Here is a 23,089-nt window from a genome sequence, read left to right as displayed (position 1 = left end):
ATCAGAAGTTGAGGCCCACCCCCAGGATGAGAAATTGCTCGGCACTGAAGGCGCTGACACCGTAGTTGGCGGTGAGGGCGAGCTGAGGGGTCAATAACAGGCTGCTGTTGAGCTCCACCAGGGTGCTGGGCTTGCTGGTTTCCAGTTGTTTGAGCTGGCTGCCGATGTTGAGCGAGGGGGAGAGCTGGTAGCGCACCCCTGAGCTGATATTGAAGCCAGCCTGTTCGCTGCGGGCGCCGATGGCGGGCCCTGCCTCCATGTAGAGGCTGACATTATCCTCGACCGGATATTGGTAGCCGGTGTTGATGAGCCAGAGATCGAAGTTGTCGCTGTGGTGGGTCTGAGTACCGAGCAGTACGCCGGAATAGCTTTTCACGTAGAGCTGGCTGTCTGATTCGTTCTGGAGAAAGCTCCAGTCGGCTGCCTGGGCCGAAAGCGCAAGGCTGGATGTGAGCACAATAATCAGAGACTTGACCATTCGTTTCCCCTCCCTGGGTCCGAACAGGACTACAAGCATGGCACAGGACTGCGGGGAGTAAAGGCAACCTCGCTCACAATAAAAGAGTTTTAATTGGCGCCACGCTCGTGGTACACAGGCCCCTCATTCCGCGTCTTCACGCTTTTTTCCATCGGGAGATGAACGCATGAACAAGAAACTGACCCTGCTGGCCGCCCTGGCCCTGGGAGGCTGCGCCATGGCAACGGGTTCCAATATGGCAGAGCTGCAGGCATCGAACTGGCAACTGCAAGGGGCAAGCGGCGACGCCTTCACCCTGCAGGTCGCCGGTGACAAGGTGGCCGGCAAGGGCGGCTGCAACCGCTACTTTGGCGCCATCACCCAGCAAGGTGACGGTGTCCTGGTGCTGGGCCCGCTGGGGGCGACCCGCATGATGTGTATGGGGGACTTGGCCGGTAAGGAGATGAGTTATCTGCAGACCCTGGAGAAGGTCGCGGCCTTCCAGATCAAGGGCCAGCAACTGGTGCTGAGCGATGCCAACAAGGCGACGCTGCTCACCTTCGATGCCGTGAAATAACCGGCACTGCCGTCAGCGTCTGTCGCAATCGGACGCTCGCATCGGTATTAGAAAGGGACGCCATGGCGTCCCTTTTTTGATGGTCATCGGGATGAGATGACTCATCCCCCCCGCTGAAACCGGAAGCGTTTCTTGCGTCGATAGGGATAGACATCCTCGAACACCCCCTCCTTGATGTTGCCCTGCAGCATCTTCCAGTAGCTGGCATCGAACAGCTCCTTGTGCACCTGCATCATGATCGTTCGCACCTGGGGCTTTTGCAGCAGGAAGGTGGCGAATTCCTCGGGGAAGATGTCGTTGGGGGCGACCGAGTACCAGGGCTCGGCGCTCCACTCGTCCTCGGGATAGCGCGGCGGCGGGATCTGGCGGAAGTTGCACTCCGTCATGTAGCAGATCTCGTCGTAGTCGTAGAACACCACCCGACCGTGGCGGGTCACGCCGAAGTTCTTGAACAGCATGTCGCCGGGGAAGATGTTGGCCGCAGCCAGCTGCTTGATGGCGTTGCCGTACTCCTCCAGCGCGAGCCGGGTCTGCTGCTCGTCCGCCTTGTCCAGATAGAGGTTGAGCGGGATCATCTTGCGCTCGGTGTAGAGGTGCTTGATGACCAGCTTGTCGGCGGTGAGGGTGAGCGCAGAGGGGGCTACCGTCTTGAGCTCGGCCAAGAGCTCGGGGGAGATCCGCTCGAGGGGAAACTCGAAGTTGGTGAACTCCTGGGTATCGGCCATGCGGCCCACCCGATCGTGCTGTTTCACCAGCCGGTACTTCGCCTTGACCTGCTCGTGGCTCACATCCTTGGGGGGGGTGAACTCGTCCTTGATCACCTTGAACACCACGTCGTAGGAGGGGAGGGTGAATACGCTCATCACCATCCCCTTGATGCCGGGGGCGATGACGAACTGCTCCCAGCTCTGGGCCAGGTGCTGCTGATAGTGGCGATAGAGCTCGGTCTTGCCGTGCTTCTGGCAGCCGATGGCGTTGTAGATCTCGTAATCGGGCTTGCGGGGCATGATCTGGCGCAGGAACAGCACGAACAGCGCCGGCACCGGGGCATAGACCATGAAGTAGGCGCGGGCGAAGCCGAACACGATGGAGGCCAGCTCCGGCTCGAAGATGACGGTGTCCACATAGATGCTCTGGCCGGTGCTGAGCAGGGGCAGAATGAAGGGATGCACCTCGCCTTTCACCCGAATGAGCCCCACCAGATAGGCCCCCTTGTTGCGGTAGAACACCTCCTTGAGCAGCTCGATGGCGAACGGCTCCTCGTGCAGTATGGCCGGGCCGCTCTCCGCCAGATGACGATGAATGTCGATGATGTCCCGCTGCTTGTCCTCAAAGGGCAGGGTGAAGCTGTAATCCCCCAGCAGTTGGCTCAGGGTCTGCGGCAGATGGGCGAGATCGGTGCGATAGACCCGCAGCAGTGCGCTCAGGTCGGGGTGATCTCCCCGGCTGCGGAACGGGTGTATGTAGAGGTTCTCGTCGCGGATGTTGCGATGGCGGAAGATGCGGCGGTAGACGGAGTTGAAGAAGGACTCCGCCACCTCGAAGTTGTCACAGCGGGGCAGCAGATCGCTGAAGGCCCCCTTCACCTGCTTGAGCAGCGTCTGGCTCGGCAACTGCTCCCCCATCATCTGCTTGATCAGGGCCGTGGTGGCGCCGACATGATGGTCATAGAGGCGGATACGCTCGCGTCCGGCGAGCTGCACTCCCAGCCAGTCACCGTGCTCGAAGCGGCTCTTGCTGCCCTGGGTGATTTCGAGAAACCGGCTGTAAAACGACTCGAAGCGCTGCAAGATCGTCTCGGCGACGGCCTGTTCCAATGGCTGCTGCATCTCTCTCTTCCTTGTGATGAGCCGGCCCGATAGCACGGCGGTGGTGGCCTGTCTGTCGGCTCGTTCCCGATCCGCACACCGCCGGTCCATCGCGGTAACTTCGTGGATCATTGACGGCAATTTGGCCACCTATTGGGTCACTATGGCAACATTCAAACGTCTGTTCAAGTGGCAATTTTCGGGGATAAACGGTAGATTGCGCCCCTGTTTTGCCGATGCTTTACCCTTGATGAGAGAGGTCGGCCCTGCCCAAGAGGAAACCCAATGAAACTCTATTTTGTCCTGGTGGCACCAGCCCGGGCGGCCAACGTCGGGGCGGCCGCCCGCGCCATGAAAACCATGGGCTTCGATGCCATGCGCCTGGTGGCCAGCCGGGTACACGAAGAGGAAGAGGCGAGTTGGGTCGCCCACGGGGCGCAGGAGATCCTGGCCGAGGCTGAGGCCTTTGATAGCTTGCCTGAAGCCCTTGCCGACATGGATCTGGTGATCGCCACTACGGCCCGCCAGCGCGGTCGCTACCAGCACTACCTGACGCCGGGGGAGATCCGCGACCAGATCCGCGCCAAGCCGTCGGTGAACAAGGTCGCCATCGTGTTTGGCTGCGAGGAGTCCGGCCTCTCCAACGAGCAGCTCGCTCAGGTGGATCTCATCAGCTACCTGCCGCTCAAGGTGAGCTACCCGTCGCTGAACCTGGGGCAGGCGATCATGCTGTATGCCTATGAGATGAGCCCCTTGCTGGACGAGGCCGAGGTCGTAGCAGAAAATATTGATAACACCGGACAGGTTCGGGTACTGAAATCAAAAACAGCAGAAATACTTGGTGAGATCGGAGTTTCGCAGGATGAAAAACTACATCAATGGGTGATGGACCGAGTGCCCATGCTGCCGCAGCGGGATCTGAATATGCTGCATCTGCTCTGTAAAGACCTCGCTCGCAAGTTCGGCAAAGAGGTTTAGGTTGACAGCCTTGCTGTCGGCGCGGTATTGCTAAAAGCCAGCTTCGTTCAAGAGTGTTCGTCATGCAGTCATTCATCAACGTCATCACCACCACCATTATTACCGGTACCACCACAGGTGGCACTGGGGCCGGTTGATGCGCTGACGAACAAGCACAGAAATCTTAAAAGGCCCGTACCCACCCAGTACGGGCCTTTTTGTTGAGTTGTTTTTAGACCGTTTTCAGATCAATTTGCAGGGTTCACAGGGAGATAAGCGATGAGAGTGTTGAAGTTTGGCGGGTCGTCACTGGCCGACGCAGAGCGTTTTTTACGGGTAGCGGATATCGCGGTCAATACCCACGGCCAATCCCAGGTTGCCCTGGTGCTGTCGGCACCGGCCAAGGTGACCAATCACCTGGTCGCCCTGGTGGAGCAGACCAGTCGCGGCATGGATGCCAGTTCCACCCTGTTTGAAATCAACGGCATCTTCTCCCGCCTGCTGGCCGGGTTGAAGGCCGCCTATCCGGCGCTGGATGACAAGGCGCTGCAGGCCCGCCTCACCGCAGAGCTGGATCAGGTGGAGCGGCTGATGCAGGGCATCCGCCTGCTGGGGCTCTGCCCGGACAACGTGCAGGCCCGCATCCTGAGCCGCGGCGAGAACCTCTCCATCGCCTTCATGCACGAGTTGTTGCGAGTGCGCGGTCTCGAACTGGATCTCATAGTGCCGGAGCAGTTGCTGGTGACCGACGGCGGTTATCTGGAAGCCCATGTGGACATCGAGGCTTCCCGCCTGCGCTTTGCCGCCAAGGGATTGCGCCCGGTTGTAGAGGGGCAGGACCCCTCTGGAAAAGAGTCATGCCTCTACCTGATGCCGGGCTTCACCGGCGGCAGCGACAAGGGCGAGACTGTGCTGCTGGGCCGTAACGGCTCTGATTACTCCGCCGCCGTCCTGGCCGCCTGTGTGGACGCCGAGTGCTGCGAGATCTGGACAGACGTGGAAGGTTGCTACAACTGTGACCCGCGCCTGGTGCCGGATGCCTACCTGCTGAAGACCCTCTCCTATAAAGAGGCGATGGAGCTCTCCTATTTCGGCGCCAAGGTGCTGCACCCGAAAACCATAGCCCCGGTGGCCCAGTTCCACATTCCCTGCCTCATCAAGAACAGCTTCAACCCCCAGGGGCCTGGCACCCTGATCGGGGTCGATCAGGGGGATGACGATCTGAAAGTGAAGGCCATCTCGGATCTCTCCGGCATGTGCATGTTCAACGTCTCCGGCCCCGGCATGAAGGGCATGGTGGGCATGGCGGGGCGCATCTTCTCCGCCGTCTCCCGCGCCGGGGTCAGTATCGTCCTCATCACCCAGTCATCCTCCGAGTACAGCGTCAGCTTCTGTATCCACAGCTATGACAGCGACAAGACCCGCAAGGTGCTGGAGCGCGAGTTCGAGCTGGAATTCAAGAACCAGCTGCTGGACCCGCTCGAGATCATGACCGATCTCGCCATCATCTCTCTCATCGGGGATGGCATGCGCACCAGCAAGGGGATGGCGGCGCGCTTCTTCACCTCCCTGGCCCAGGCCTCCATCAACATCGTCGCCATCGCGCAAGGCTCGAGCGAGCGCTCCATCTCGGCGGTGGTGCGGGATCGCAAGGTGGCGGAGGCCATCAAGGCGTGCCATCAGAACTTCTTCGGCAGTCAGCAGTTCATCGATCTCTTCGTGGTCGGTGTGGGCGGCGTCGGCGCGGCCCTGGTGGATCAGATTGCCCGCCAGCAGCCGGTGCTCGCCGAGCAGGGCACCGGCCTGCGGGTGGTCGGCATCGCCAACAGCCGCCAGATGGCGGTCAACAAGGATGGCCTGAGCCTCGCCAACTGGCGTGAGCAACTGGTGGAAGCCCGTGACAGCTTCAGCCTGGAAGCGGTGAAGAAGCTGGTGGAAGAGAGCCACCTCATCAACCCGGTGATCGTCGATTGCACCTCGAGCGAGGCCGTCGCCGTCCAGTATGCGGACTTCCTGGCCGCCGGTTTCCACGTGGTCACCCCGAACAAGAAGGCCAACACAGGGTCGCTGGATTACTACAAGGCGCTGCGCCGCACCGCCCGCCAGACCCGCCGCAAGTTCCTCTATGAGACCAACGTGGGCGCCGGCCTGCCGGTCATCGAGAACCTGCAGAACCTCATCAAGGCCGGTGACAAGCTGCGTGCCTTCGACGGCGTCCTGTCCGGGTCGCTCTCCTTCATCTTCGGCAAGCTGGACGAGGGGATGGCTTTCTCCGAGGCGACCAAGATTGCCCGTGGCAACGGCTTCACCGAGCCGGATCCCCGCGACGATCTCAACGGCATGGACGTGGCTCGCAAGCTCTTGATCCTGGCCCGCGAGGCCGGCATGGCGCTGGAGCTTTCCGATGTGGAAGTGGAGCAGGCGCTGCCCCCTGGCTTCGATGTGAGCGGTGATGTGGAGTCCTTTATGGCTCGTCTGCCCGAGGCCGATGGCTGGTTCCGCGATCAGTTCGCCGCCGCCCAGCGGGAAGGCAAGGTGCTGCGCTACGTGGGCTCTATCGAAGGAGGCAAGTGCAAGGTCGCCATCAAGGCGGTTGGTGCCGACGAGCCCCTGTTCAAGGTGAAAGACGGGGAGAACGCGCTCGCCTTCTTCTCCACCTATTACCAGCCCATCCCGCTGGTGCTGCGCGGCTATGGCGCGGGTACCGAAGTGACCGCCGCCGGTGTCTTCGCCGACGTGCTGCGCACCCAGAACTGGAAGCAGGAGCTGTAACATGAGTTCAGCGATGAACCCCGATTTTGAACAAGATGCCATGGCGCAGGGCGGCAGCGTGGTCGCCTATGCCCCGGCCTCCAGCGCCAACCTGAGCGTGGGATTCGATGTCCTGGGGGCGGCGCTTGCCCCTGTGGATGGCTCCCTGCTGGGGGATCGCGTCCAGGTAAAGGCTGCCGATGTGGCGTTCGCCCTCTCCTCCGTGGGCCGCTACGCCCACAAGCTGCCGGACGATCCCAAGAAGAACATCCTCTATGACTGCTGGCTTGCCTATGGGGAGGCCCTGGAGAAGCGCGGCCTGACCCTCAAGCCGCTGGCGATGGTGCTGGAGAAGAACCTGCCGGTGGGCTCGGGTCTGGGCTCCAGCGCCTGCAGCGTGGTGGCGGCACTGGAAGGGCTCAACGCCTTCCACGGCGCGCCGCTTGATGAACACGATATGCTGTTGCTGATGGGGGAGATGGAAGGCAAGATCTCCGGCTCGGTCCACTACGACAACGTCGCCCCCTGCTATCTCGGCGGCATGCAGCTGGTGCTCGAAGAGCACGGCGTCATCAGCCAGGGCATTCCGGTGTTCGAGCAGTGGTACTGGGTGGTCTGCTACCCGGGCACTGTGGTCTCCACCGCCGCCGCCCGCGCCATACTGCCGGCCCAGTATCGCCGCCAGGACTGCCTCACCTATGGCCGTCGGCTGGCGGCCTTCGTGCACGCCAGCTACACAGGTCAGGAGGGGTTGGCGGCGAGCGTGCTCAAAGACGTGATTGCCGAACCCTACCGCGCGGCGCTCATCGAAGGTTTCAACGAGGTGCGGGCTCAGGCGGCCCAGAACGGGGCGCTGGCCACCGGCATCTCCGGCTCAGGCCCCAGTGTCTTCGTGGTGATGAAGGATCTGGCCCAAGCCGAGCGCATGAAGGATTGGATGGACGCACATTTTGTGCAGAACGAAGATGGATTTGCCCGGGTCTGCAAACTGGACATGGCCGGGGCACGGGTAACAGGAAGCGAGCTATGAATCTTTACAATATCAAGGACAAGAGTGAACAGGTGAGCTTCGCCCAGGCGGTGCGCCAGGGTCTGGGCCGCGAGCAGGGGCTCTTCTTCCCCGAAACCATCGCGCCCCTGGCCGATGTCGATGCCCTGCTGGACTTGCCGCTGGCCGAGCGCTCCGCTCGCATCATCAGCCACCTGCTGGGGGACGAGGTGCCCGCTGCCAAGGTGAGCGAGCTGATCGACGCCGCCTTCACCTTCCCGGCGCCCCTGGTGAAGCTCAAAGATGGCACCTATGCCCTGGAGCTGTTCCACGGCCCGACCCTGGCGTTCAAGGACTTCGGCGGCCGCTTTATGGCCCAGTGTCTGGCTGCGTTCAGAACCAACGACAAGATCACCATACTCACCGCCACTTCCGGTGACACAGGCGCCGCCGTGGCCCACGCCTTCTACGGGTTGGAGGGGATAGAGGTGGTCATCCTCTACCCCAAGGGCAAGATCAGCCCGCTGCAGGAGGCACTGTTCTGCACCTTAGGCGGCAACATCCGCACCATCGCCATCGATGGCGACTTCGATGCCTGTCAGGCGCTGGTCAAAGATGCCTTCGATGACGAAGGACTCAAGACCGCCATCGGCCTGAACTCCGCCAACTCCATCAACATCAGCCGTCTGCTGGCCCAGGTCTGCTACTACTTCGAGGCGCTGGCCCAGTTGCCCAAGGCCGACCGCGCCAAGGCAGTCATCAGCGTGCCGTCCGGCAACTTCGGCAACCTGACCGCTGGTCTCATCGCCAAGGCGCTGGGGCTACCGGTGAAGCGCTTTATCGCCGCCACCAACGCCAACGACACAGTGCCGCGCTACTTGAAAACCGGCAGCTGGGAGCCGCACCAGACGGTCGCGACCCTGTCCAACGCCATGGATGTGAGCCGCCCCAACAACTGGCCGCGCGTGGAAGAGCTGTGCCGCCGGGAAGGCTGGGCGCTGGAGACCTTGGGGTCCGGCATGCGCAGCGATGCCGAGACTCGCGATGCCCTTAAACGCCTGCACCAGCTCGATTACCTGTGCGAGCCTCACGGCGCCATCGCCTGGGATCTGCTGGGCGAGCAGCTCGCCGAGGACGAAGTGGGGGTCTTCCTCTGCACAGCCCATCCCGCCAAGTTCAAGGAGTCGGTGGACGAGATCCTGGGGCTGGACGTGCCGCTGCCCGGCCCGCTTGCCAAGCACGCCGCCCTGCCGCTGCTCTCCCACAACCTGCCGGCAGAGTTCGCCCCGCTACGGGCCTTCCTGCTTGGTTAAGCGCCCATAAAAAATCCCCCGGTCTTGATAGAGAGCGGGGGATTTTTGTTTCCAGCCTCCGGCGGGGAAACCCGCATCGGATTAAGAACCTGTTCACGATCTGTGACGAGAGGTCGTCAGCAAGGTAAAGAGCAGCGCAGGAACCGGAGCGTATAGATATACGTGAGGATTCCGAGCAGCACATGAGCCTTGATCACGGCCTCGCAGTAAGATTGTGAAGAGGTTCTAAGGAGCACTGTATGAGTCAACATCCACTACGGGCACTTATCGAGACCTGTGACGCCGCCATCTCCCGGCGCGACTTCGACGCCCTGATGGCTTTCTACGCCGAGGACGCCGCCCTGGTTGTCAAACCCGGCATGGTGGCGCACGGCATCCCCGCCATCCGCCGCGCCTTCACCGCCATCTCCGATTACTTTCAGGGCCGGCTTGAGGTCACCCAGGGCGCCATGGAGGTGATAGAGGGGGCCGACAACGCCCTGGTGATCATGGAGACCCGGCTGCGCTACCCGGGCGGCGAGGGCTGGATCGACGAGAACCGGCGCGCCACCTATGTGTTTCGCAAGGAGGACGATGGGCAGTGGCGCTGCACAATCGACAACTCCTATGGCACTGCGCTGCTGGGTATGGTTGAGTAACCGCCGAATCACTGTTCTCGCCAGTTTCTGACTGGGGTGCTGGCCGATTATCCGGGCACATTGCTGCTTGTCTCCCACGATCCCGAGTTTGTCGCCGGAGTGGGGATTGGGCGGGAGTATTGGTTGGAGGGATAGGGATAAAACATGAGCCAGCCGAGTAATGGCTGGCTCAGAAAGGTGGGTGTCTTAGATTTGCTTCCGCATCAAAGGGCGGACGACCTGGTATGAGTCGGTGGAGCAAATGCAGACAGACCTGGATAGCTATCTGGAGCAGTACAACACCAAGCGGCCTCATCAGGGCCAAATGATGGAAGGGCAGACGCCCAACAGCATGTTCAAGAAGGGACTGAAATTGATACCGAAGGAAGTACGCGATTACGTAGCGTAAACAAGACACCGGTTTGAGGCCGGTGTCAGGTGATAACTAGATCTGTACAGGTTATAGTTCAATTTCCTCTAATTCCAATTCTTCCTCTATTATCTGTTGTCCTACAGGCCTTAAAGAGTGTAAGTATTGAATTGCCTCCTCACACTCCATCATACCTGCAAAAAATGCAGACTCCCAATCCTTACCTATATCAGCTCTCGGTAGCTCGCTGAGGCGTGTTGCAAATGCATCTATAATGTTAAAGTTATTTCTTCTTAACTTATTAGACCAGCTAATGAATTGAGCGCGACAATATTGTTTTACTCTGCTTAGTACATCAAGTTTTTCAAGATGTAATTTAATTCGAGCAATATCATTCTGTCCGACTGTTGTTTGCTTGATGATCTTTACTTCAAATGTTGGTTTAGAGTTCTCGATATCAAAAGAAACATTTATTTTAAACCTAAAAAGATCAAGTAGATTGAAATAGAATGGGTGAGTGAACATTACTATGTTATTTTGTGAACAATAATATTTCTTCCCTTTTATTGGTGCGCAAGTTCGGCACTGAGGCACTAGATTATTTGCAAAAATTGAGAACTCAGGCCAGTCATCTTTTGGTACAAAATGATCCAGTGTATCTGGTGCCCTTGGGTTACCACAATATGGGCATCGACTTAAACCATGATCATTTCTTTTTATTTTTAATAGTCTGTTTAATTCTTTAGGGGCATGATTATAAAAATCTGTTAAGACATCATAGGAACCTTGAAATGATGTTTGAGTAAGTGAGTTTTGATAGTTTAAAATAAGGTTGTTGTAATCGTTGTAGCGTAAGTTAAGTTGAGCTGATATGGCTATAAGTTGAGGTGCATTTCCCTTTTGACTTGATGTTGCTAAAGGCAGCCAAGAACAGGGTAATGCAGTTATGCTGTTACTTATAAATTGCAATTAGTCATCCTCAAAAGTAATTTCATTATTGCCATCTTCAACTAATGATAAGGCATATGCTATACCATCATTTCCTAGTTGATCGCTCAAGGGTAATATTGAGTTATTTAAGTTAAGATACTTTTTAATTTCTCGTTGATAGGGTTTATTTATTCTGAAATCATCAAAGATATCAGAGATAATATTGTCAAGAGACTCACCATATGTCTGAATTGTTGCTATGTTTGAAGTAGTGTTGCCATGACTCCTTCTTAATATATGTACTGCATTACGATCAATTTCTCTTGTTATGATTGCAGAATGGGTTGCAATAATTGCATAAGATTTAGTTTCATTTAAAATATATTGCAACATATTGATAATGCCTACTTCTAACTCTGGATGTAGGTATAGTTCTGGCTCATCTAGAACAAGTAAACTCTCCTCTTCTAGCTCCGCAATAATTGCTGGGATCATATATGAATATATGATCTGGCCAGAACTTAGAGGTATAGAAATACCATTCTTTTTAAATGAAAAACCTTTATTGTAATCAATCTTTTTCTCTGTTAAAGGGTGCAATCTATTGCTTGCGGGTATATCAAAAAAGCTTCCATCAGTACATAATAGAGAGATCGAATCAAAATCAATGCACAAAGACAATGTCTCAACAAGAACTTGAAATCTAGTTTTGTCTTCCCACCATGAGTTTTCTCGATCATAGCGTAATATTTTTATTATGGACTTAGCACTCTCTGCTATTGGGTGGTTTAGGTCGTGCTCACCTTTTTCATTTTTAAAACCGATATATGAATACGCATTGACATGTAATCTTTTTCTAGTAAGACTTTTTTTATTATTTTGTTCTGAGTTTCTTGAGTATTTTTTCTCTAATAGGTTGAAAATTTCGTTTTCAGTATAAAAACTTTCAAATGGTGAGAATGCAATCACAATTAATTTATGGAAAAATGGATGGGCTTCATCATTTTCAACAACACCAGTTATTGTCTCACTCAATTTTTTTAGTATGTGAGACTTTCCTGTTCCATTTTTACCAATCAATACATTTATATTGGATTTTCCAATTTCTTTATTTATGTCAAAACAAAACTCTATTTCATCAAAACTATCTTCCAATTGTGATATTTTAATTTTGAATTGTTTGGCTGGGCTATAATTTCCAAGTGCTATTTGGTAGCCTTTTTTTAGAATTACTTCAGAAGCACTGCCTCTCATAAAACTGCCAGAAAAGCCTTCCCATGTTGAATAGTCGGAAAATTTTTCAAAGTGAAAACCGGCATCGCAAATAAACTCTAAAATATCGTTAACTTGATTCCTTGGAAATATTGAGTTTATTTTTTTATAGAAATCCAGATCTTGACCAAGCAACACAATTTTGTTTATGTTGTTGAGCTTACTGTTGATTTTAATTGTTTTCTCATTGGGTGATGACTCTTGAAAATAGAGAGATGTATCTTCATAGCCTTTAGTCAGTACTTTACATAGCCCTATATCTCGCTTCTGTTTTTCATATACATAAAACAATTTGAATGTAATTATATATCCAAAATCATCCCATGGGCTTGAATAATTAGTTCCTTTATGATCTTGTAGAAAGTGAATGCCATTATGGTTTTCAATATTTAATGTTTCTGAGTAGAAATAATCCATAAATTCTCTATGTATATTGATTGTATATTTTAGTTAAAAAGCTATTTAGGTGTTTAGTTATATTCTTAAATGTGCCTTTAATAAGTCACGATGATGGATATCACTAGCAAGTTTTATCAGGGCCCATGCTCACGCTACCGCCCCTGGATTACAGCTTCCAATACGCTCCATCGACCAGCGGGGCGGTCCCCTAATGGTTCAATAGGCACCGAATGACCAGCATATGCCCAAGCCTCATATGTAAACCAGTCAGAAAGTGACGCAACTATCAGGAAGATCTGCGTTTTTTGCGCCAGCTCAACAATTGAAGCGAAGGCGCTGGGTGGCCGGAGCGGGGGCTGGGAGGGGGTTGTAGGCAAGGAAGAGCATTTTGTTGTCACGGGGCGGGGGGACTATAGTGCAGCGAGGCGAGGGTGCCTCGTTTGGCCCGCGTGAGTGGGGGCTAACCACAATGGATAGAACGAAGGGAGTTGGTCATATGAAGCGGATCCTGATGGTGTTGAGTCTGTGTGTGACGGTAATGGGCATGGGAATGGGGGTAGCCCAGAGCGCTACCTCTGGGGCGCAGCAAGAGTGCGAGGCGCAGGCTGCGGCGAAGAAGCTGGCGGGGGCCGCCAAGACCAGCTTTGTGGGCAAGTGCGTCAAGGATGCCTCGGCCAACGGCAAGGCAGCCCAGTGTGAAAAAGCTGCCGCCGACAAGAAGCTGGCGGGGGCTGCCAAGAACAGCTTTATCCAGAAGTGCGTGAAGACGGACGCCGCCACCGACAAGGCGGCTCAGTGCGAGAAGGCGGCGGCCGACAAGAAGCTGGCTGGGGCGGCCAAGAACAGCTTCGTGCAAAAGTGCGTCAAGACGACCTGATGCCATCGCTTGGCGAAACGTGCGTGGAAAGCGGGGGCCTGATGGCCCCCTTCTTTTGGCTCGACGACCGCGACTTGTTTCACAAAGGAGTACCGGGCCTATGGCTAGAGCCCAACTTTGGCAACTTCGGCCACCTTGGCTTCTTTAGCCTCTTTGGCAACTTCGGCCACCTTGGCTTCTTTAGCCTCTTTGGTCACGGAGACCGTCTGGAGAGCGTTCGGATCAGGGTAGGGCGACCGCCGGATAGGCTTCCACATAACACTCACCCAAGACGCCGACGTAGCTCACGGTACGGGCGTTGAAATCGACCTCGTAGGTGACGACGCCAGCTTGCCAGGCGGCGCTCAGGAACTGCTCGAAGCTGCTCTGGCCCGCCTGATCGGTGCGCAGGGCGCGGATCAGAGCCTCCTGGTTGAAGCTCGGCACCTCGTCGATGCCGCTCACCAGCGGCGTGCCCTGCATCACCACATTACCCTGGGTGGTGAGGTAGAGACTCTGGCAGGAAGGCAGCGTCCAGCGGTTGTGGGTCACCCCGGCGGCGCGCAGCACCTCGGCGAGGTGGGGGAAGCCGCCCACCTCGGGGCGGTTCTCCATGGCGTGTTGCATGGCGGCGGTCAGGTGATGGATGGCTTGGCTCATGGGGATCTTCTGTGGTTGGGCGTGCGAGGCGCACGGGAAGGATGCACGGATTGTGATCGACTCGCCGGCGCCTTGCAATGGCGGGGAAGGAGCCGGCATGGGGAGACCCTTGCGCGCCGGTGCGGTAATCTTCCGGGTCTGGCCATCTGCCCGGCCATGGTTTCGAGGAGAGAAACATGCTGGTTCGTGAGGCCAATATCGCCGATATTCCTGCCCTGGTGGCGCTGCGCATGAGGTTATTCTGCGAGGTGGGGGAACTCGACACACCGGGTGGGGATCCCGCGCTCTGGCAGGCGACCCGGGACTATTTCACCCGGGCAATGGGAGAGGGCAGTACCCGCTCCTGGGTGGTGGAGACCGAGGGCGCGCTGGTGGCGTGTGGGACCCTGGCGCTCTTCGTGCGCCCGCCCTATCCCGGCAATCTGAGCGGGCGGGAAGGCTATGTGCTCAATATCGTTACCCTGCCGGCCTGGCGCAGGCGGGGCATGGCCGGCGCCCTGCTCGATGCCATGCTGGTTTATGCCCGCGAGCAGCAACTGGGCAAGCTGTGGCTGCATACCAGCGACGAGGGCCGCGCCCTCTATGAGCGGCGCGGTTTCGTGGCCAATACGGCCTATCTGGAGTGGTCGCCCGCCGGCTGATGGCCGCCAGCCGATCCCGCCAAGCCGTGCCTGCCGAGTCACCGTCGTCTGTTGGCGCCTTTCATACCCTGCCCACCGGCTGAATTCCCGAGCCGGGTGATCCTGAGCCGAACAGATTACGTACTGCCGCCCTCGGCGGTTTCGCCGCTTTTTTATTCCGGGCGCTTGCACACGACTGAAATGTCGTCCGACCACTCTTGCCGGTCTCGCAGTGGCCGATACAGTGGCGCAATGGAAGTGGGTGGCGTCGCCCCCGGATCGTCAGAGAGGCAGGAAGTACCATGTTCAATCACAAAATCAAGGCGCAGCTGCAGGCGTGCCAGACCCTGCTGGGTGAGCAGCGGGGCTTCGTCGAGGCCATCAAGCAAGGCATCGCGACCATCATCTTCACCCCGGAGGGGGAGATCCTGGAGGCCAACGAGGCGTTCCTGACGCTGATGGGGTATGGGGCGGCCGAGCTGCAGGGGCGGCACCATGGCCTGTTCTGTCGTCCGGAGCTGTCCCGCTCGGCCGACTACCAGCAGTTCTGGGCCCGGCTTCGGCAGGGGCAGGTCCAGTCCGGCCTGTTTGAACGCCTCGACGGGCAGGGCGAGACACGCTGGCTGGAGGAGAGTTACAGCCCCGTCCTGCTGGAGGGGCGGGTGAGTCAGGTGGTGATGGTGGCCACCGACGTGACGGCCCGGCACCAGCGCCTGCAACGTCAGGAGGCGCTGGCCCAGGCGCTGGACAGATCCCAGGCGATGATAGAGTTCACCCCGAGCGGCGACATCATCACCGCCAATGGCAACTTCCTCGCCTGCATGGGGTACAGCCTCGGCCAGTTGCAGGGCAAGCATCACAGGATCTTCTGCGACGACGCCTTCTTGCGTGAGCAGCCGCACTTCTGGGCGGAGCTGGCCCGTGGCCAGTTCAAGTCCGGTCTCTTCATGCGCCACAACAGCCGGGGGGAGGCCATCTGGCTGGAGGCGACCTACAACCCGATCCGGGACGAGGGTGGCAGGGTGGTCAGGGTCGTCAAGTTTGCCAGCGACATCACGGCGCGCATCCATCAGAGCCATGCCACCCGGGAGGCGGCGCGGCTCGCCCACAGCACGGCGCAGGAGACTTTGACCAGCGCCGAGCAGGGGGCCGAGTTGCTGCGCGCCGTGGTCGATACCTCCTCCCTCATCGCCGCCCAGGTGGATCAGGCCATCACCCTCATCGGCCAGCTCAACGAGCAGTCCAGGCACATCGAGGCCATCGTCTCCACCATCAGCGCCATCGCCGATCAGACCAACCTGCTGGCGCTCAACGCGGCCATCGAGGCGGCGCGGGCGGGGGAGCAGGGGCGGGGCTTCGCGGTGGTGGCCGACGAGGTGCGCCAGCTGGCGGCCCGCACGTCTCTGTCTACCGGCGAAATCGCCAAGGTGGTGCAGAAGAACCGCGAGCTGACCGCCAGGGTGACCGACGACATGGCCGGGGTGGCGGGCAGCGCCGAGCTCGGCAAGCAGCAGATCGCCGGTGTGGATCGGCTGATGGCCGAGATCCGGCAGGAGGCGAACCGGGTCTCGGAGACGGTATCCAACCTCTCCAGCTGATCCGGGCGTTTTGTCGGTATCACAGACGGTCTTCAATCTTGCCAGCTGATCCGGGCGATTCGCCCAGCACCGGCCCCTGCGACGGCATCTGACAAGAATGTTTCTTGCACGCGCGGTCAGTTGCCCAAGCTGAACGCCGGCTGAATCGCCTCCGGATTGCGAATTGTCTCCCCCTACCGCCTTGTTTAGTCTGCCGGCTCATTTTCATTGAGCGGGTAGAGAACGATGGCAGTTGGACAGAAAAGCAGGGCCGCGGCGCTGCTGCTGGGGATGGTGGCGAGCCTGGGCCTCGGCGGTTGCATGGGGCAGATGGGGATCTCCGCCATGTTGACCAAGGGCAACCTCAGCGCGGTGGACAACCGCTACGGTCGCGCCGGCGTCTTCATGCTGCTCTCCCCCGTCTATGCCGTGGCGGCGACGGCGGACTTGTTCGTGTTCAACACCATCGAGTTCTGGTCTGGCAAGAACCCCATCACCGGCAAGGCACCGGCGCTGGTGGATCAGAAGGCCGATACGGTGATCAAGGTCAACCAGCACCTGGACCCGGCCCTCAACAAGGTGCCGCTCGCCATGCTGCCGCAAGGGGTTCGCGAGGTGGAGATCCATTATCCGGATGAGCACAGCGCCCAGATGGAGATCCACTACCTCGACGGCCGCAACAGCATGATGCGTGGCGAGATGCGCGGCGAGCTGCTGGACATCTACCTCGACGACAAGCTGGTCTCGACCCTGACCGAGCAGCAGCTGGCCGAGATGAGCCGCGAGGGGCGCGGTTTCGCCTGATCCCCGCCTGGCCTTGAATTGACGGGTTGAGTGATCATCCTGTCAGCTGACGAAGCCCCGCCCTGGCGGGGCTTCTTCTATTTGCGGGTCGAGGACTTGCCGTAGGGCTGCAGCACCAGCCCGAGCAGGCGGCTCAGCTGGGTGAGCTGCTCGGTGAGCTGCACGTTGAGCCACAGATAGCCGCTGACGGTGGCATCGCCCTCGGCGCTGAGCCGTACCTGGGCGCGAACCCGGGTCGCCGCCTCGTGCAGGTTGGCGAGGGCGCGTTCGGCCTCCTGCTGATCGCCGCTCTTGAGCATGAGGGCGAGCTGGGTGATCAGCGCCTCGGTCGCCTGCTGGCAGGCCCGCAACTCCGGGGTGCTCTGCATCAGGAAGTGGCTTTGGCGATCGTTCCAATAGGTGCTCGCCAACATCTCCAGGGTACAGAGGGTGTTGCGCATCGTGGTCTGGATGGCCTCGAACAGGGGGGCGTTGAGGCGGGTCTCCTTGACGGCGGGGGCTAGCAGGGGGCGCAGGCTGACCATCTTGGCGAGCAGGTGAGCGTGATTGCGGGTCAGCTTGGGGCGCTCGAGCACATTGGGGGAGAGGTGAGTGTGATAGAGGCGATGGGCCATCAGCAGGGTGTCGTGCATCTGCAATCGCCAGTGGGTGTAGGCCCGCTGGGGGTAGATGCTGCAGAACATCAGCGCCAGCAAGGAACCCAGGATCACGTCGCCGCTGCGCCACAGCGCCGTCTCTATGTCCCCCGGCGCCCCCCCCATGATGACGCCCAGAGTGATGCCGATGAGCAATCCCACATAGGGACGCTTGCCGAGGGCCAGGTAGCCGCACAGGAACATGATGGCGCAGCTCCAGACAAGCATCAGCGGCAGGGAGTAGAGCTCAAGATAGAGCGCCACCACGCCGCAGGCCGCACCGAAGATGGTGCCGACCACCCGTTGCAGGGCCCGTGACAGCACGTTGCCCCAGAACGAGATGGGCCCCATCACCACCACCAGGGTGATGAGCGGCCAGGTGCTCTCCGGCAGCTTGAGCTCCCGGGTCAGCAGGAAGGTGAGGGTGAAGGCCAGGGCGATGCGCAGGCCATGCACCAGGCGATAGCGGCCATAGATCAGCAGATCGAATCGGGAGAGGGGAGCATTCAGGCGCAAGGGATCGTCTCATCTCGGGTGAATAGGGTATGTGCCCGCCGCAGGGGCCCTGTCAGTCCGGCAGCAGGCGGATCCAGACTCGCTCGCCTGGGGCCATGGCCCGCCCGCAGGCTGGCCGCTCGATCAGGCAGTTGGCTTGCTGCGAGGTTGAGGAGATAAGAGCATGTGTCGGGCGCACCCGCAAGATGCCGTTGGCATCCTGCTCGAGATGGCCGGGCAGCACAAGGTCGTCCCCCTTCAGGCCCGGTGTTGCCATCGGTATGGCCGCCGGTATTGCCACCAAGGCACGGGCGATCAGGCGCAGGGGCTGGCGCTCCGCCGACCCCACGGCGGGTTGTGATGGTCGCTCATCTTGGGCGGCGCTGCGTTCGGCCAGCCAGTGGCAGATGAAGTCGGCGATGGCGTCCAGCGCCTCGAAGTCGAAGCAGGGCAGGGTGCTGCGCTGGGGGCTGTCGCTTATCAGGGCCATCACATCCGGGTCATCCGGGAACAGCAGGGGCCGGCCGATGGCGCCGCGATGCAGCTCTATCTTGGGAAAATGTTCGTGCTTGAAGCCCTCGATCAGCAGCAGATCGAGGCGCTCCCAGTCGAAGCCAGCCAGCAGATCGGCGAAGGGCGTCTCGCCGTCCGGGGTCTCGACGATACGCGCGTGGCGCAGGCTGGAGGCTGCCATCACCTGGCCGGCGCCGGCCTTGCGCAGGCGATGGCTGTCCTTGCCCGGCTGATCGATGTCGAACTGGTGGTGGGTGTGCTTGAGCACCCCGAGCCGCAGGCCGCGCCGATTGAGCAGGGGGATGAGCCGCTCCAGCAGGGTGGTCTTGCCGGTGCCGCTCCAGGCGACGAAGCCGAGCAGGGGAAGATGGAGGGTCATCAGGCTTGCTCCCTTGCCGCGCCGTTGCCGTCAGCCAGCAGCCGTGCCTCGTAGTCGGCGAGCTCGCTCGGGCTATTGAGATTGATGAAGGCATCCGGCTGGTCGGCAACGCTCACCACCGCCATCCGGTGGCGGGCAAACCAGGCGGCTGTCTTGCGCTCCCCCTCTGCCAGCGCCTGTTGCAGCGAGGGGAGCAAGGATTTGTGCAGCAGGGCGACCACGGGCTGCAGGTGACTGCCGTCGTGGGCCACTACCAGCTCGGACGTCGGTTGCTCGTTCAGGGCGCTGCGAAAGCGGGCCATCAGATCCCGTGGCAAACCGGGGCCGTCGCAGGGCACGAACAGCACCCAGTCATGGCGGGCGGCACTGAGCCCGGCCTGCATGCCGGCGAGCGGCCCGAGGAAGCCGGCATTGTCGTCACCGACCACGGGGGCGAGCGCCCGGTAGCGGGCCTGGTTGCGGTTGGCGTTGATCAGCACCTCGTCCACCTGGTGACGCAGTCGCTCGAGTACGTGTTCGACGAGGGGCCTGCCCGCCAGGGGCACCCAGCCCTTGTCGTCGCCTCCCATGCGGGTGGCGCGGCCACCGGCCAGGATCACGGCACTGACGGGAAAGGCGGGGGACTGGGGATCGCGGATGCTCATGGTGCTCCATAGGGTCGAGAGGGGGGGGCAGTGCGTTCATCCATCTAGACAGGGATTGAGCCCTGCGGAGGCGTTCGCTGCACCGACAATCCACCGATCTTGCGCCAAGAGTGGCGTCGGAGCAACCCGATGTCTGCCCCATGCCGAGTGCTTTGGCCGCAGGGTATGCCCAAGCTCACAAAACCGAATCCCCAAACGTCATATGATCCCCTGTAATCTGAGTCTTGCTCTCCTGCCTAATGGCAACTTCATGTAAATCAAAGAGAATGACTATGGCTACCGGACAATATCTGCTGTGGAAAGACGCACAGGGAGAGGACTTTCGCCCCGTTGCACTGACAGGCACCGATCTGCTCAACGATCGCAATCTCAACAAGGGCACCGCCTTCACCGAACAGGAGCGGGCCGATTTCGAGCTCGATGGCCTGCTGCCGCCCCAGGTGCAGACCTTCGAAGCCCAGCTGGAGCGGGTCTATCAGGGTTTCCTGAGCGCCTGCAGCGACATCGAGAAGTACCAGAACCTGCGGGCCTTGCAGGATCGCAACGAGACCCTGTTCTACGCCCTGCTGTCGCGCCACGTGGAGGAGATGACCCCCTACATCTATACCCCGACCGTGGGCAAGGCCTGTCAGGAGTTCAGCCACCGCTTCCAGAAGCCGCGCGGTCTCTACATCACCCCGAAGAACGTCGATGACATGGGCTCCCTCGCCCGCCACATGGACGCCAAGGCGGTGCGCATCATAGTGGTCACCGACAGCCAGGGGATCCTCGGCATCGGGGATCAGGGGGTGGGGGGCATGGGCATCCCCATCGGCAAGCTCTCCCTCTATACGCTGGGAGCCGGGATCCATCCCGCCTGCTGTCTGCCCATAGCGCTGGACGTGGGCACCGACAACCAGGCGCTGCTGGATGACCCCATGTACCTGGGTCAGCCCCACAAGCGCATCCGCGGCAAGGAGTACGACGACTTCATCGACAAGTTCGTGGCCGGGGTCAAGCGCCACTTCCCCAACGCCGTCTTGCAGTGGGAGGACTTCAGCAAGTCCAACGCCTTCAACAACCTCTCCCGCTACCAGCAGACGCTGCCCTCGTTCAACGACGACATCCAGGGCACCGGGGCCGTGGTGCTGGCGGGCATCATAGGGGTGGTCAAGTCCAAGGGCGAGACCCTGGGTCAGCAGCACTACCTGGTCTATGGGGCCGGGGCTGGCGGGGTCGGGGTGGCGGATCAGATCTGCGCGGGGATGATCCGCGAGGGACTGGACCCGCAGGCGGCCCGGGATCGCATCTACATCCTGGATACCCAGGGGCTGGTGTGCGACAACCGCGAGGGGCTGGATGAATACAAGCGCCGCTACGCCAAGCCGGGCCTGCTGCTGGCCCAGTGGGATCTGCAGGGCAAGGCGGGGCTGACCGAGGTGCTGCGCCACGTGCCCATCAGCGTGCTGCTCGGCACCAGCGGCGCCGGTGGCGCCTTCCAGGAGGAGCATATCCAGCTGATGCTGGCCCACTGTGCGCGCCCCATGGTGTTCCCCCTCTCCAACCCCACCGCCAATTGCGAGGCGCTGCCGGAGGACATCTACCGCTGGAGCCAGGGCCGCGCCATAGTCGCGACCGGCAGCCCGTTCAAGGACGTGCACCATGAGGGTCAGACGTTCCGGGTCGGGCAGGGCAACAACGTCTTCATCTTCCCGGGGGTGGGGCTGGCCGCCATCGTCAGCCAGCTTCGCGAGATAAGCCCGGAGATCTTCACCACAGCCGCCTTCGCGCTGGCCGAATGCGTGGATGAGGCGGATCTGGCCAGGGGCACCGTCTACCCGCGGATCAGCGAGCTGCGCAGCATCTCGGTGCACGTGGCGACTGCGGTGCTCAAAGACATAGTACGCCGCGACCCCTCCCACCCGCTGATCGGCCAGGATCTGCAGCAGCACATCCTGAGCCACATGTGGGAGCCGGTCTATCTGCCCTATCGCAGGGTCTGAGGAGAGCGCCGGGTCTGATGGCTAATTGGCGAAAAAAAGAGGGTGGCCCAGGCCACCCTCTTTTTTGTCGGCAGACCGGCATCAGCCGATGCGTTCGATCCGCGCCATGTAGAAACCGTCGAAGCCGGTCTCGGCCGGGCTGACGGTATGGTCGTCACGCAGCCGGTAGTTGTCGTTGGCGGCCAGGAACTTGTCCACCTGCTGGCGGTTCTCCTGGGGCAGGATGGAGCAGGTTGCATAGACCAGCAGACCACCGACCTTCACCATCTGGCTGTAGCGCTGCAGGATCTCCTCTTGCAGGGCGACCAGCACCGGCAGCCGCTCGGCGGTATCGCGCCACTTGGCATCCGGATTGCGCTTGAGCACGCCGAGGCCGGAGCAGGGCACGTCCAGCAGCACCCGATCGGCGGTGCCTTTCAGGCGCTTGACGGTCTTGCTGCTCTCGATGACGCGAGTCTCCACGTTGTGGGCACCGGCACGGCGCGCACGCTGCTTGAGGCTCTCCAGCTTCCACTCTTCTATGTCCATGGCCAGCAGGCGGCCCTTGCCGCTCATCAGGGCGGCGATGTGCAGGGTCTTGCCACCGGCACCGGCGCAGGCATCGATGACGCGCATGCCGGGGCTGACTTCCAACGCGGCGGCGACCAGCTGGGAGCCCGCATCCTGCTGCTCGAACCAGCCATCGGCAAAGGCCTTGGTGCGGAACAGGGCGGCATCGGAGGTGACCTGCAGGGCGGTGGCGACCCCCTCGACCGGAATGGTGGAGACATGCTCCTTGGCCAGCACGGCCTGCAGCTCTTCCCGGGTGCCCTTGAGGGTGTTGACCCTCAGGTAGCGCTTGGGCATCCAGGCCAGGGCGGCCCGCTCGGCAGGCCAGGCCTCGCCCAGCTGCTCGCTGCCCAGCTGCTCCAGCCAGCTCGGGCAACCATCCATCAGCACCGGGTTCTTCTTGGCCTCGGTGAGACGGCGGCGGAAGGCCTCTTCATTGAAGCGATCCAGGCTGGGGTGGTTAGACTGAGTTATCTTGTGGAAGGCGTGCCAGCTGTGCAGCAGCGGCCAGACGTTCTTGGCGGCCTGACGCACCTGAATGCCGGTGAGGAAGCAGTAGAGGCTGAGGCGGCGCAGCAGATCGCCGGTGACCAGGGCAATCCTTGCCTGTTCTTGCGGTTTGAGTTCGATGCCGGAGAAGTGACGGGCATAGGCTCTGTCCAGGGTGAGACCCTGAGCCAATACATCGTCAACGATGGCAACGACCAGATCCCCGGAACGGGGCAACAGTGGGGACTTGAGCATGAGATTAACCTTGGCCAAAAAAGGATGAACCGGCCCCGTTGCACAGGGGGTTCTGAAACGGACAAATCCGCGCAATGATAGGGGTTAGACCGCGTTGGCGCAACCGTCCCCATACGGGGAATGTACAGCGGATGGCGCTGGACTTATCGGCGCGGCGGGAAAATGATGCCGGGGCAGTTCGGGCGAACGCAT

General features: G+C 59.6%; 20 protein-coding genes and 1 pseudogene. 12 read left to right on the top strand and 9 right to left on the bottom strand.

From position 1 onward, the window contains the following. Position 1: 1 nt before the first annotated feature. Positions 2–478 (bottom strand): hypothetical protein, encoded by a 477-nt coding sequence (locus LG30_RS0109340; protein WP_033130440.1) that lies wholly within the window; start codon positions 476–478, stop codon positions 2–4. Between the two features lie 166 nt (positions 479–644). Here LG30_RS0109340 and LG30_RS0109335 point away from each other — a divergent pair, with 166 nt between their 5' ends. After that, positions 645–1,034 (top strand): META domain-containing protein, encoded by a 390-nt coding sequence (locus tag LG30_RS0109335; protein ID WP_033130439.1) that lies wholly within the window; start codon positions 645–647, stop codon positions 1,032–1,034. A gap of 101 nt (positions 1,035–1,135) precedes the next feature. Here LG30_RS0109335 and aceK read toward each other — a convergent pair whose 3' ends face one another. Beyond that, positions 1,136–2,863 carry a bifunctional isocitrate dehydrogenase kinase/phosphatase gene (gene aceK / locus LG30_RS0109330; RefSeq protein ID WP_033130438.1) on the bottom strand — a complete coding sequence of 576 codons (1,728 nt, stop codon included), beginning with the start codon at positions 2,861–2,863 and terminating at the stop codon, positions 1,136–1,138. 264 nt (positions 2,864–3,127) lie between these two features. On the opposite strand from aceK, the gene LG30_RS0109325 reads away from it, so the two are divergent. From LG30_RS0109325 to LG30_RS21545, 6 genes and pseudogenes are all read left to right on the top strand, one after another. Next, positions 3,128–3,820 carry a tRNA/rRNA methyltransferase gene (locus LG30_RS0109325; protein WP_033130437.1) on the top strand — a complete coding sequence of 231 codons (693 nt, stop codon included), beginning with the start codon at positions 3,128–3,130 and terminating at the stop codon, positions 3,818–3,820. A gap of 258 nt (positions 3,821–4,078) precedes the next feature. Further along, entirely contained in the window at positions 4,079–6,571 is a 2,493-nt protein-coding gene (gene thrA, locus LG30_RS0109320) for a bifunctional aspartate kinase/homoserine dehydrogenase I (protein ID WP_033130436.1), read from the top strand. A gap of 40 nt (positions 6,572–6,611) precedes the next feature. Next, entirely contained in the window at positions 6,612–7,580 is a 969-nt protein-coding gene (gene thrB, locus LG30_RS0109315) for a homoserine kinase (RefSeq protein ID WP_152599176.1), read from the top strand. After that, positions 7,577–8,851 carry a threonine synthase gene (gene thrC / locus LG30_RS0109310; protein ID WP_033130434.1) on the top strand — a complete coding sequence of 425 codons (1,275 nt, stop codon included), beginning with the start codon at positions 7,577–7,579 and terminating at the stop codon, positions 8,849–8,851. Before thrB ends, thrC begins: the two co-directional genes overlap by 4 nt. 239 nt (positions 8,852–9,090) lie before the next feature. Further along, positions 9,091–9,489, top strand: a complete 399-nt coding sequence (locus tag LG30_RS0109305) for a YybH family protein (protein WP_033130433.1) — start codon at positions 9,091–9,093, stop codon at positions 9,487–9,489. Positions 9,490–9,685: 196 nt separating this feature from the next. Next, a pseudogene (locus LG30_RS21545) lies at positions 9,686–9,877 on the top strand (IS481 family transposase); the annotation flags it as partial. A 51-nt stretch (positions 9,878–9,928) separates the two neighbouring features. Here LG30_RS21545 and LG30_RS22035 read toward each other — a convergent pair. Together LG30_RS22035 and LG30_RS21540 are read right to left on the bottom strand one after the other, a co-directional pair. Next, positions 9,929–10,807 carry an HNH endonuclease gene (locus LG30_RS22035; protein WP_152599168.1) on the bottom strand — a complete coding sequence of 293 codons (879 nt, stop codon included), beginning with the start codon at positions 10,805–10,807 and terminating at the stop codon, positions 9,929–9,931. Beyond that, the gene (locus LG30_RS21540) at positions 10,808–12,457 is read right to left on the bottom strand and encodes an AAA family ATPase (RefSeq protein ID WP_081966120.1); all 1,650 of its coding nucleotides are present in this window, start codon (positions 12,455–12,457) and stop codon (positions 10,808–10,810) included. It abuts the gene before it with no gap. A gap of 520 nt (positions 12,458–12,977) precedes the next feature. On the opposite strand from LG30_RS21540, the gene LG30_RS0109300 reads away from it, so the two are divergent. Then, the gene (locus LG30_RS0109300) at positions 12,978–13,316 is read left to right on the top strand and encodes a hypothetical protein (protein ID WP_420796344.1); all 339 of its coding nucleotides are present in this window, start codon (positions 12,978–12,980) and stop codon (positions 13,314–13,316) included. 222 nt (positions 13,317–13,538) lie between these two features. Here LG30_RS0109300 and LG30_RS0109295 read toward each other — a convergent pair whose 3' ends face one another. Beyond that, the gene (locus tag LG30_RS0109295; RefSeq protein ID WP_033130432.1) at positions 13,539–13,955 is read right to left on the bottom strand and encodes a DUF1398 domain-containing protein; all 417 of its coding nucleotides are present in this window, start codon (positions 13,953–13,955) and stop codon (positions 13,539–13,541) included. Between the two features lie 176 nt (positions 13,956–14,131). Here LG30_RS0109295 and LG30_RS0109290 point away from each other — a divergent pair, with 176 nt between their 5' ends. The 3 genes from LG30_RS0109290 (at position 14,132) to LG30_RS0109280 (ending at position 16,956) form a co-directional block, all read left to right on the top strand. After that, positions 14,132–14,596 (top strand): GNAT family N-acetyltransferase, encoded by a 465-nt coding sequence (locus tag LG30_RS0109290; protein WP_033130431.1) that lies wholly within the window; start codon positions 14,132–14,134, stop codon positions 14,594–14,596. A 281-nt stretch (positions 14,597–14,877) separates the two neighbouring features. Then, a complete protein-coding gene (locus tag LG30_RS0109285) occupies positions 14,878–16,173 on the top strand; it encodes a methyl-accepting chemotaxis protein (protein WP_033130430.1) in 1,296 nt (431 codons plus the stop codon). Positions 16,174–16,398: 225 nt separating this feature from the next. After that, positions 16,399–16,956, top strand: coding sequence for a DUF3332 domain-containing protein (locus tag LG30_RS0109280; protein ID WP_033130429.1), 558 nt, complete (start codon positions 16,399–16,401; stop codon positions 16,954–16,956). A gap of 77 nt (positions 16,957–17,033) precedes the next feature. On the opposite strand, the gene LG30_RS0109275 is transcribed toward LG30_RS0109280, so the two are convergent. Genes LG30_RS0109275 through mobA form a run of 3 tightly spaced genes read right to left on the bottom strand, consistent with a single transcriptional unit; the run spans position 17,034 to position 19,622 of the window. Continuing rightward, on the bottom strand, positions 17,034–18,107 hold the full coding sequence (locus LG30_RS0109275; protein ID WP_033130428.1) for an FUSC family protein: 1,074 nt from the start codon (positions 18,105–18,107) through the stop codon (positions 17,034–17,036). 52 nt (positions 18,108–18,159) lie between these two features. After that, complete coding sequence (gene mobB, locus LG30_RS23000) at positions 18,160–18,978, bottom strand: molybdopterin-guanine dinucleotide biosynthesis protein B (protein WP_033130427.1); 819 nt, start codon at positions 18,976–18,978, stop codon at positions 18,160–18,162. Continuing rightward, positions 18,978–19,622 (bottom strand): molybdenum cofactor guanylyltransferase MobA, encoded by a 645-nt coding sequence (mobA, locus tag LG30_RS0109265; protein ID WP_033130426.1) that lies wholly within the window; start codon positions 19,620–19,622, stop codon positions 18,978–18,980. The genes mobB and mobA overlap by 1 nt, the downstream gene beginning before the upstream one ends. 272 nt (positions 19,623–19,894) lie before the next feature. Here mobA and LG30_RS0109260 point away from each other — a divergent pair, with 272 nt between their 5' ends. Continuing rightward, the gene (locus LG30_RS0109260) at positions 19,895–21,604 is read left to right on the top strand and encodes an NAD-dependent malic enzyme (protein ID WP_033130425.1); all 1,710 of its coding nucleotides are present in this window, start codon (positions 19,895–19,897) and stop codon (positions 21,602–21,604) included. Positions 21,605–21,685: 81 nt separating this feature from the next. Here LG30_RS0109260 and LG30_RS0109255 read toward each other — a convergent pair whose 3' ends face one another. Beyond that, positions 21,686–22,897, bottom strand: coding sequence for an RsmB/NOP family class I SAM-dependent RNA methyltransferase (locus LG30_RS0109255; protein ID WP_033130424.1), 1,212 nt, complete (start codon positions 22,895–22,897; stop codon positions 21,686–21,688). Positions 22,898–23,089: the final 192 nt, after the last annotated feature.

It is taken from the genome of Aeromonas aquatica, assembly GCF_000764655.1.
GTDB classification, from domain to species: domain Bacteria; phylum Pseudomonadota; class Gammaproteobacteria; order Enterobacterales; family Aeromonadaceae; genus Aeromonas; species Aeromonas aquatica.
Note: the sequence above shows the minus strand (reverse complement) of the source record. Positions and strands in the feature narration are given on the sequence as shown.

What these genes read in the sequence shown, in the direction of transcription:
- LG30_RS0109340 (WP_033130440.1), bottom strand. Translation starts at nt 478, where the DNA reads ATGGTCAAGTCTCTGATTATTGTGCTCACATCCAGCCTTGCGCTTTCG.
- LG30_RS0109335 (WP_033130439.1), top strand. Translation starts at nt 645, where the DNA reads ATGAACAAGAAACTGACCCTGCTGGCCGCCCTGGCCCTGGGAGGCTGC.
- aceK (WP_033130438.1), bottom strand. Translation starts at nt 2,863, where the DNA reads ATGCAGCAGCCATTGGAACAGGCCGTCGCCGAGACGATCTTGCAGCGC.
- LG30_RS0109325 (WP_033130437.1), top strand. Translation starts at nt 3,128, where the DNA reads ATGAAACTCTATTTTGTCCTGGTGGCACCAGCCCGGGCGGCCAACGTC.
- thrA (WP_033130436.1), top strand. Translation starts at nt 4,079, where the DNA reads ATGAGAGTGTTGAAGTTTGGCGGGTCGTCACTGGCCGACGCAGAGCGT.
- thrB (WP_152599176.1), top strand. Translation starts at nt 6,612, where the DNA reads ATGGCGCAGGGCGGCAGCGTGGTCGCCTATGCCCCGGCCTCCAGCGCC.
- thrC (WP_033130434.1), top strand. Translation starts at nt 7,577, where the DNA reads ATGAATCTTTACAATATCAAGGACAAGAGTGAACAGGTGAGCTTCGCC.
- LG30_RS0109305 (WP_033130433.1), top strand. Translation starts at nt 9,091, where the DNA reads ATGAGTCAACATCCACTACGGGCACTTATCGAGACCTGTGACGCCGCC.
- LG30_RS21540 (WP_081966120.1), bottom strand. Translation starts at nt 12,457, where the DNA reads ATGGATTATTTCTACTCAGAAACATTAAATATTGAAAACCATAATGGC.
- LG30_RS0109300 (WP_420796344.1), top strand. Translation starts at nt 12,978, where the DNA reads ATGGGCATGGGAATGGGGGTAGCCCAGAGCGCTACCTCTGGGGCGCAG.
- LG30_RS0109295 (WP_033130432.1), bottom strand. Translation starts at nt 13,955, where the DNA reads ATGAGCCAAGCCATCCATCACCTGACCGCCGCCATGCAACACGCCATG.
- LG30_RS0109290 (WP_033130431.1), top strand. Translation starts at nt 14,132, where the DNA reads ATGCTGGTTCGTGAGGCCAATATCGCCGATATTCCTGCCCTGGTGGCG.
- LG30_RS0109285 (WP_033130430.1), top strand. Translation starts at nt 14,878, where the DNA reads ATGTTCAATCACAAAATCAAGGCGCAGCTGCAGGCGTGCCAGACCCTG.
- LG30_RS0109280 (WP_033130429.1), top strand. Translation starts at nt 16,399, where the DNA reads ATGGCAGTTGGACAGAAAAGCAGGGCCGCGGCGCTGCTGCTGGGGATG.
- mobB (WP_033130427.1), bottom strand. Translation starts at nt 18,978, where the DNA reads ATGACCCTCCATCTTCCCCTGCTCGGCTTCGTCGCCTGGAGCGGCACC.
- mobA (WP_033130426.1), bottom strand. Translation starts at nt 19,622, where the DNA reads ATGAGCATCCGCGATCCCCAGTCCCCCGCCTTTCCCGTCAGTGCCGTG.
- LG30_RS0109260 (WP_033130425.1), top strand. Translation starts at nt 19,895, where the DNA reads ATGGCTACCGGACAATATCTGCTGTGGAAAGACGCACAGGGAGAGGAC.
- LG30_RS0109255 (WP_033130424.1), bottom strand. Translation starts at nt 22,897, where the DNA reads ATGCTCAAGTCCCCACTGTTGCCCCGTTCCGGGGATCTGGTCGTTGCC.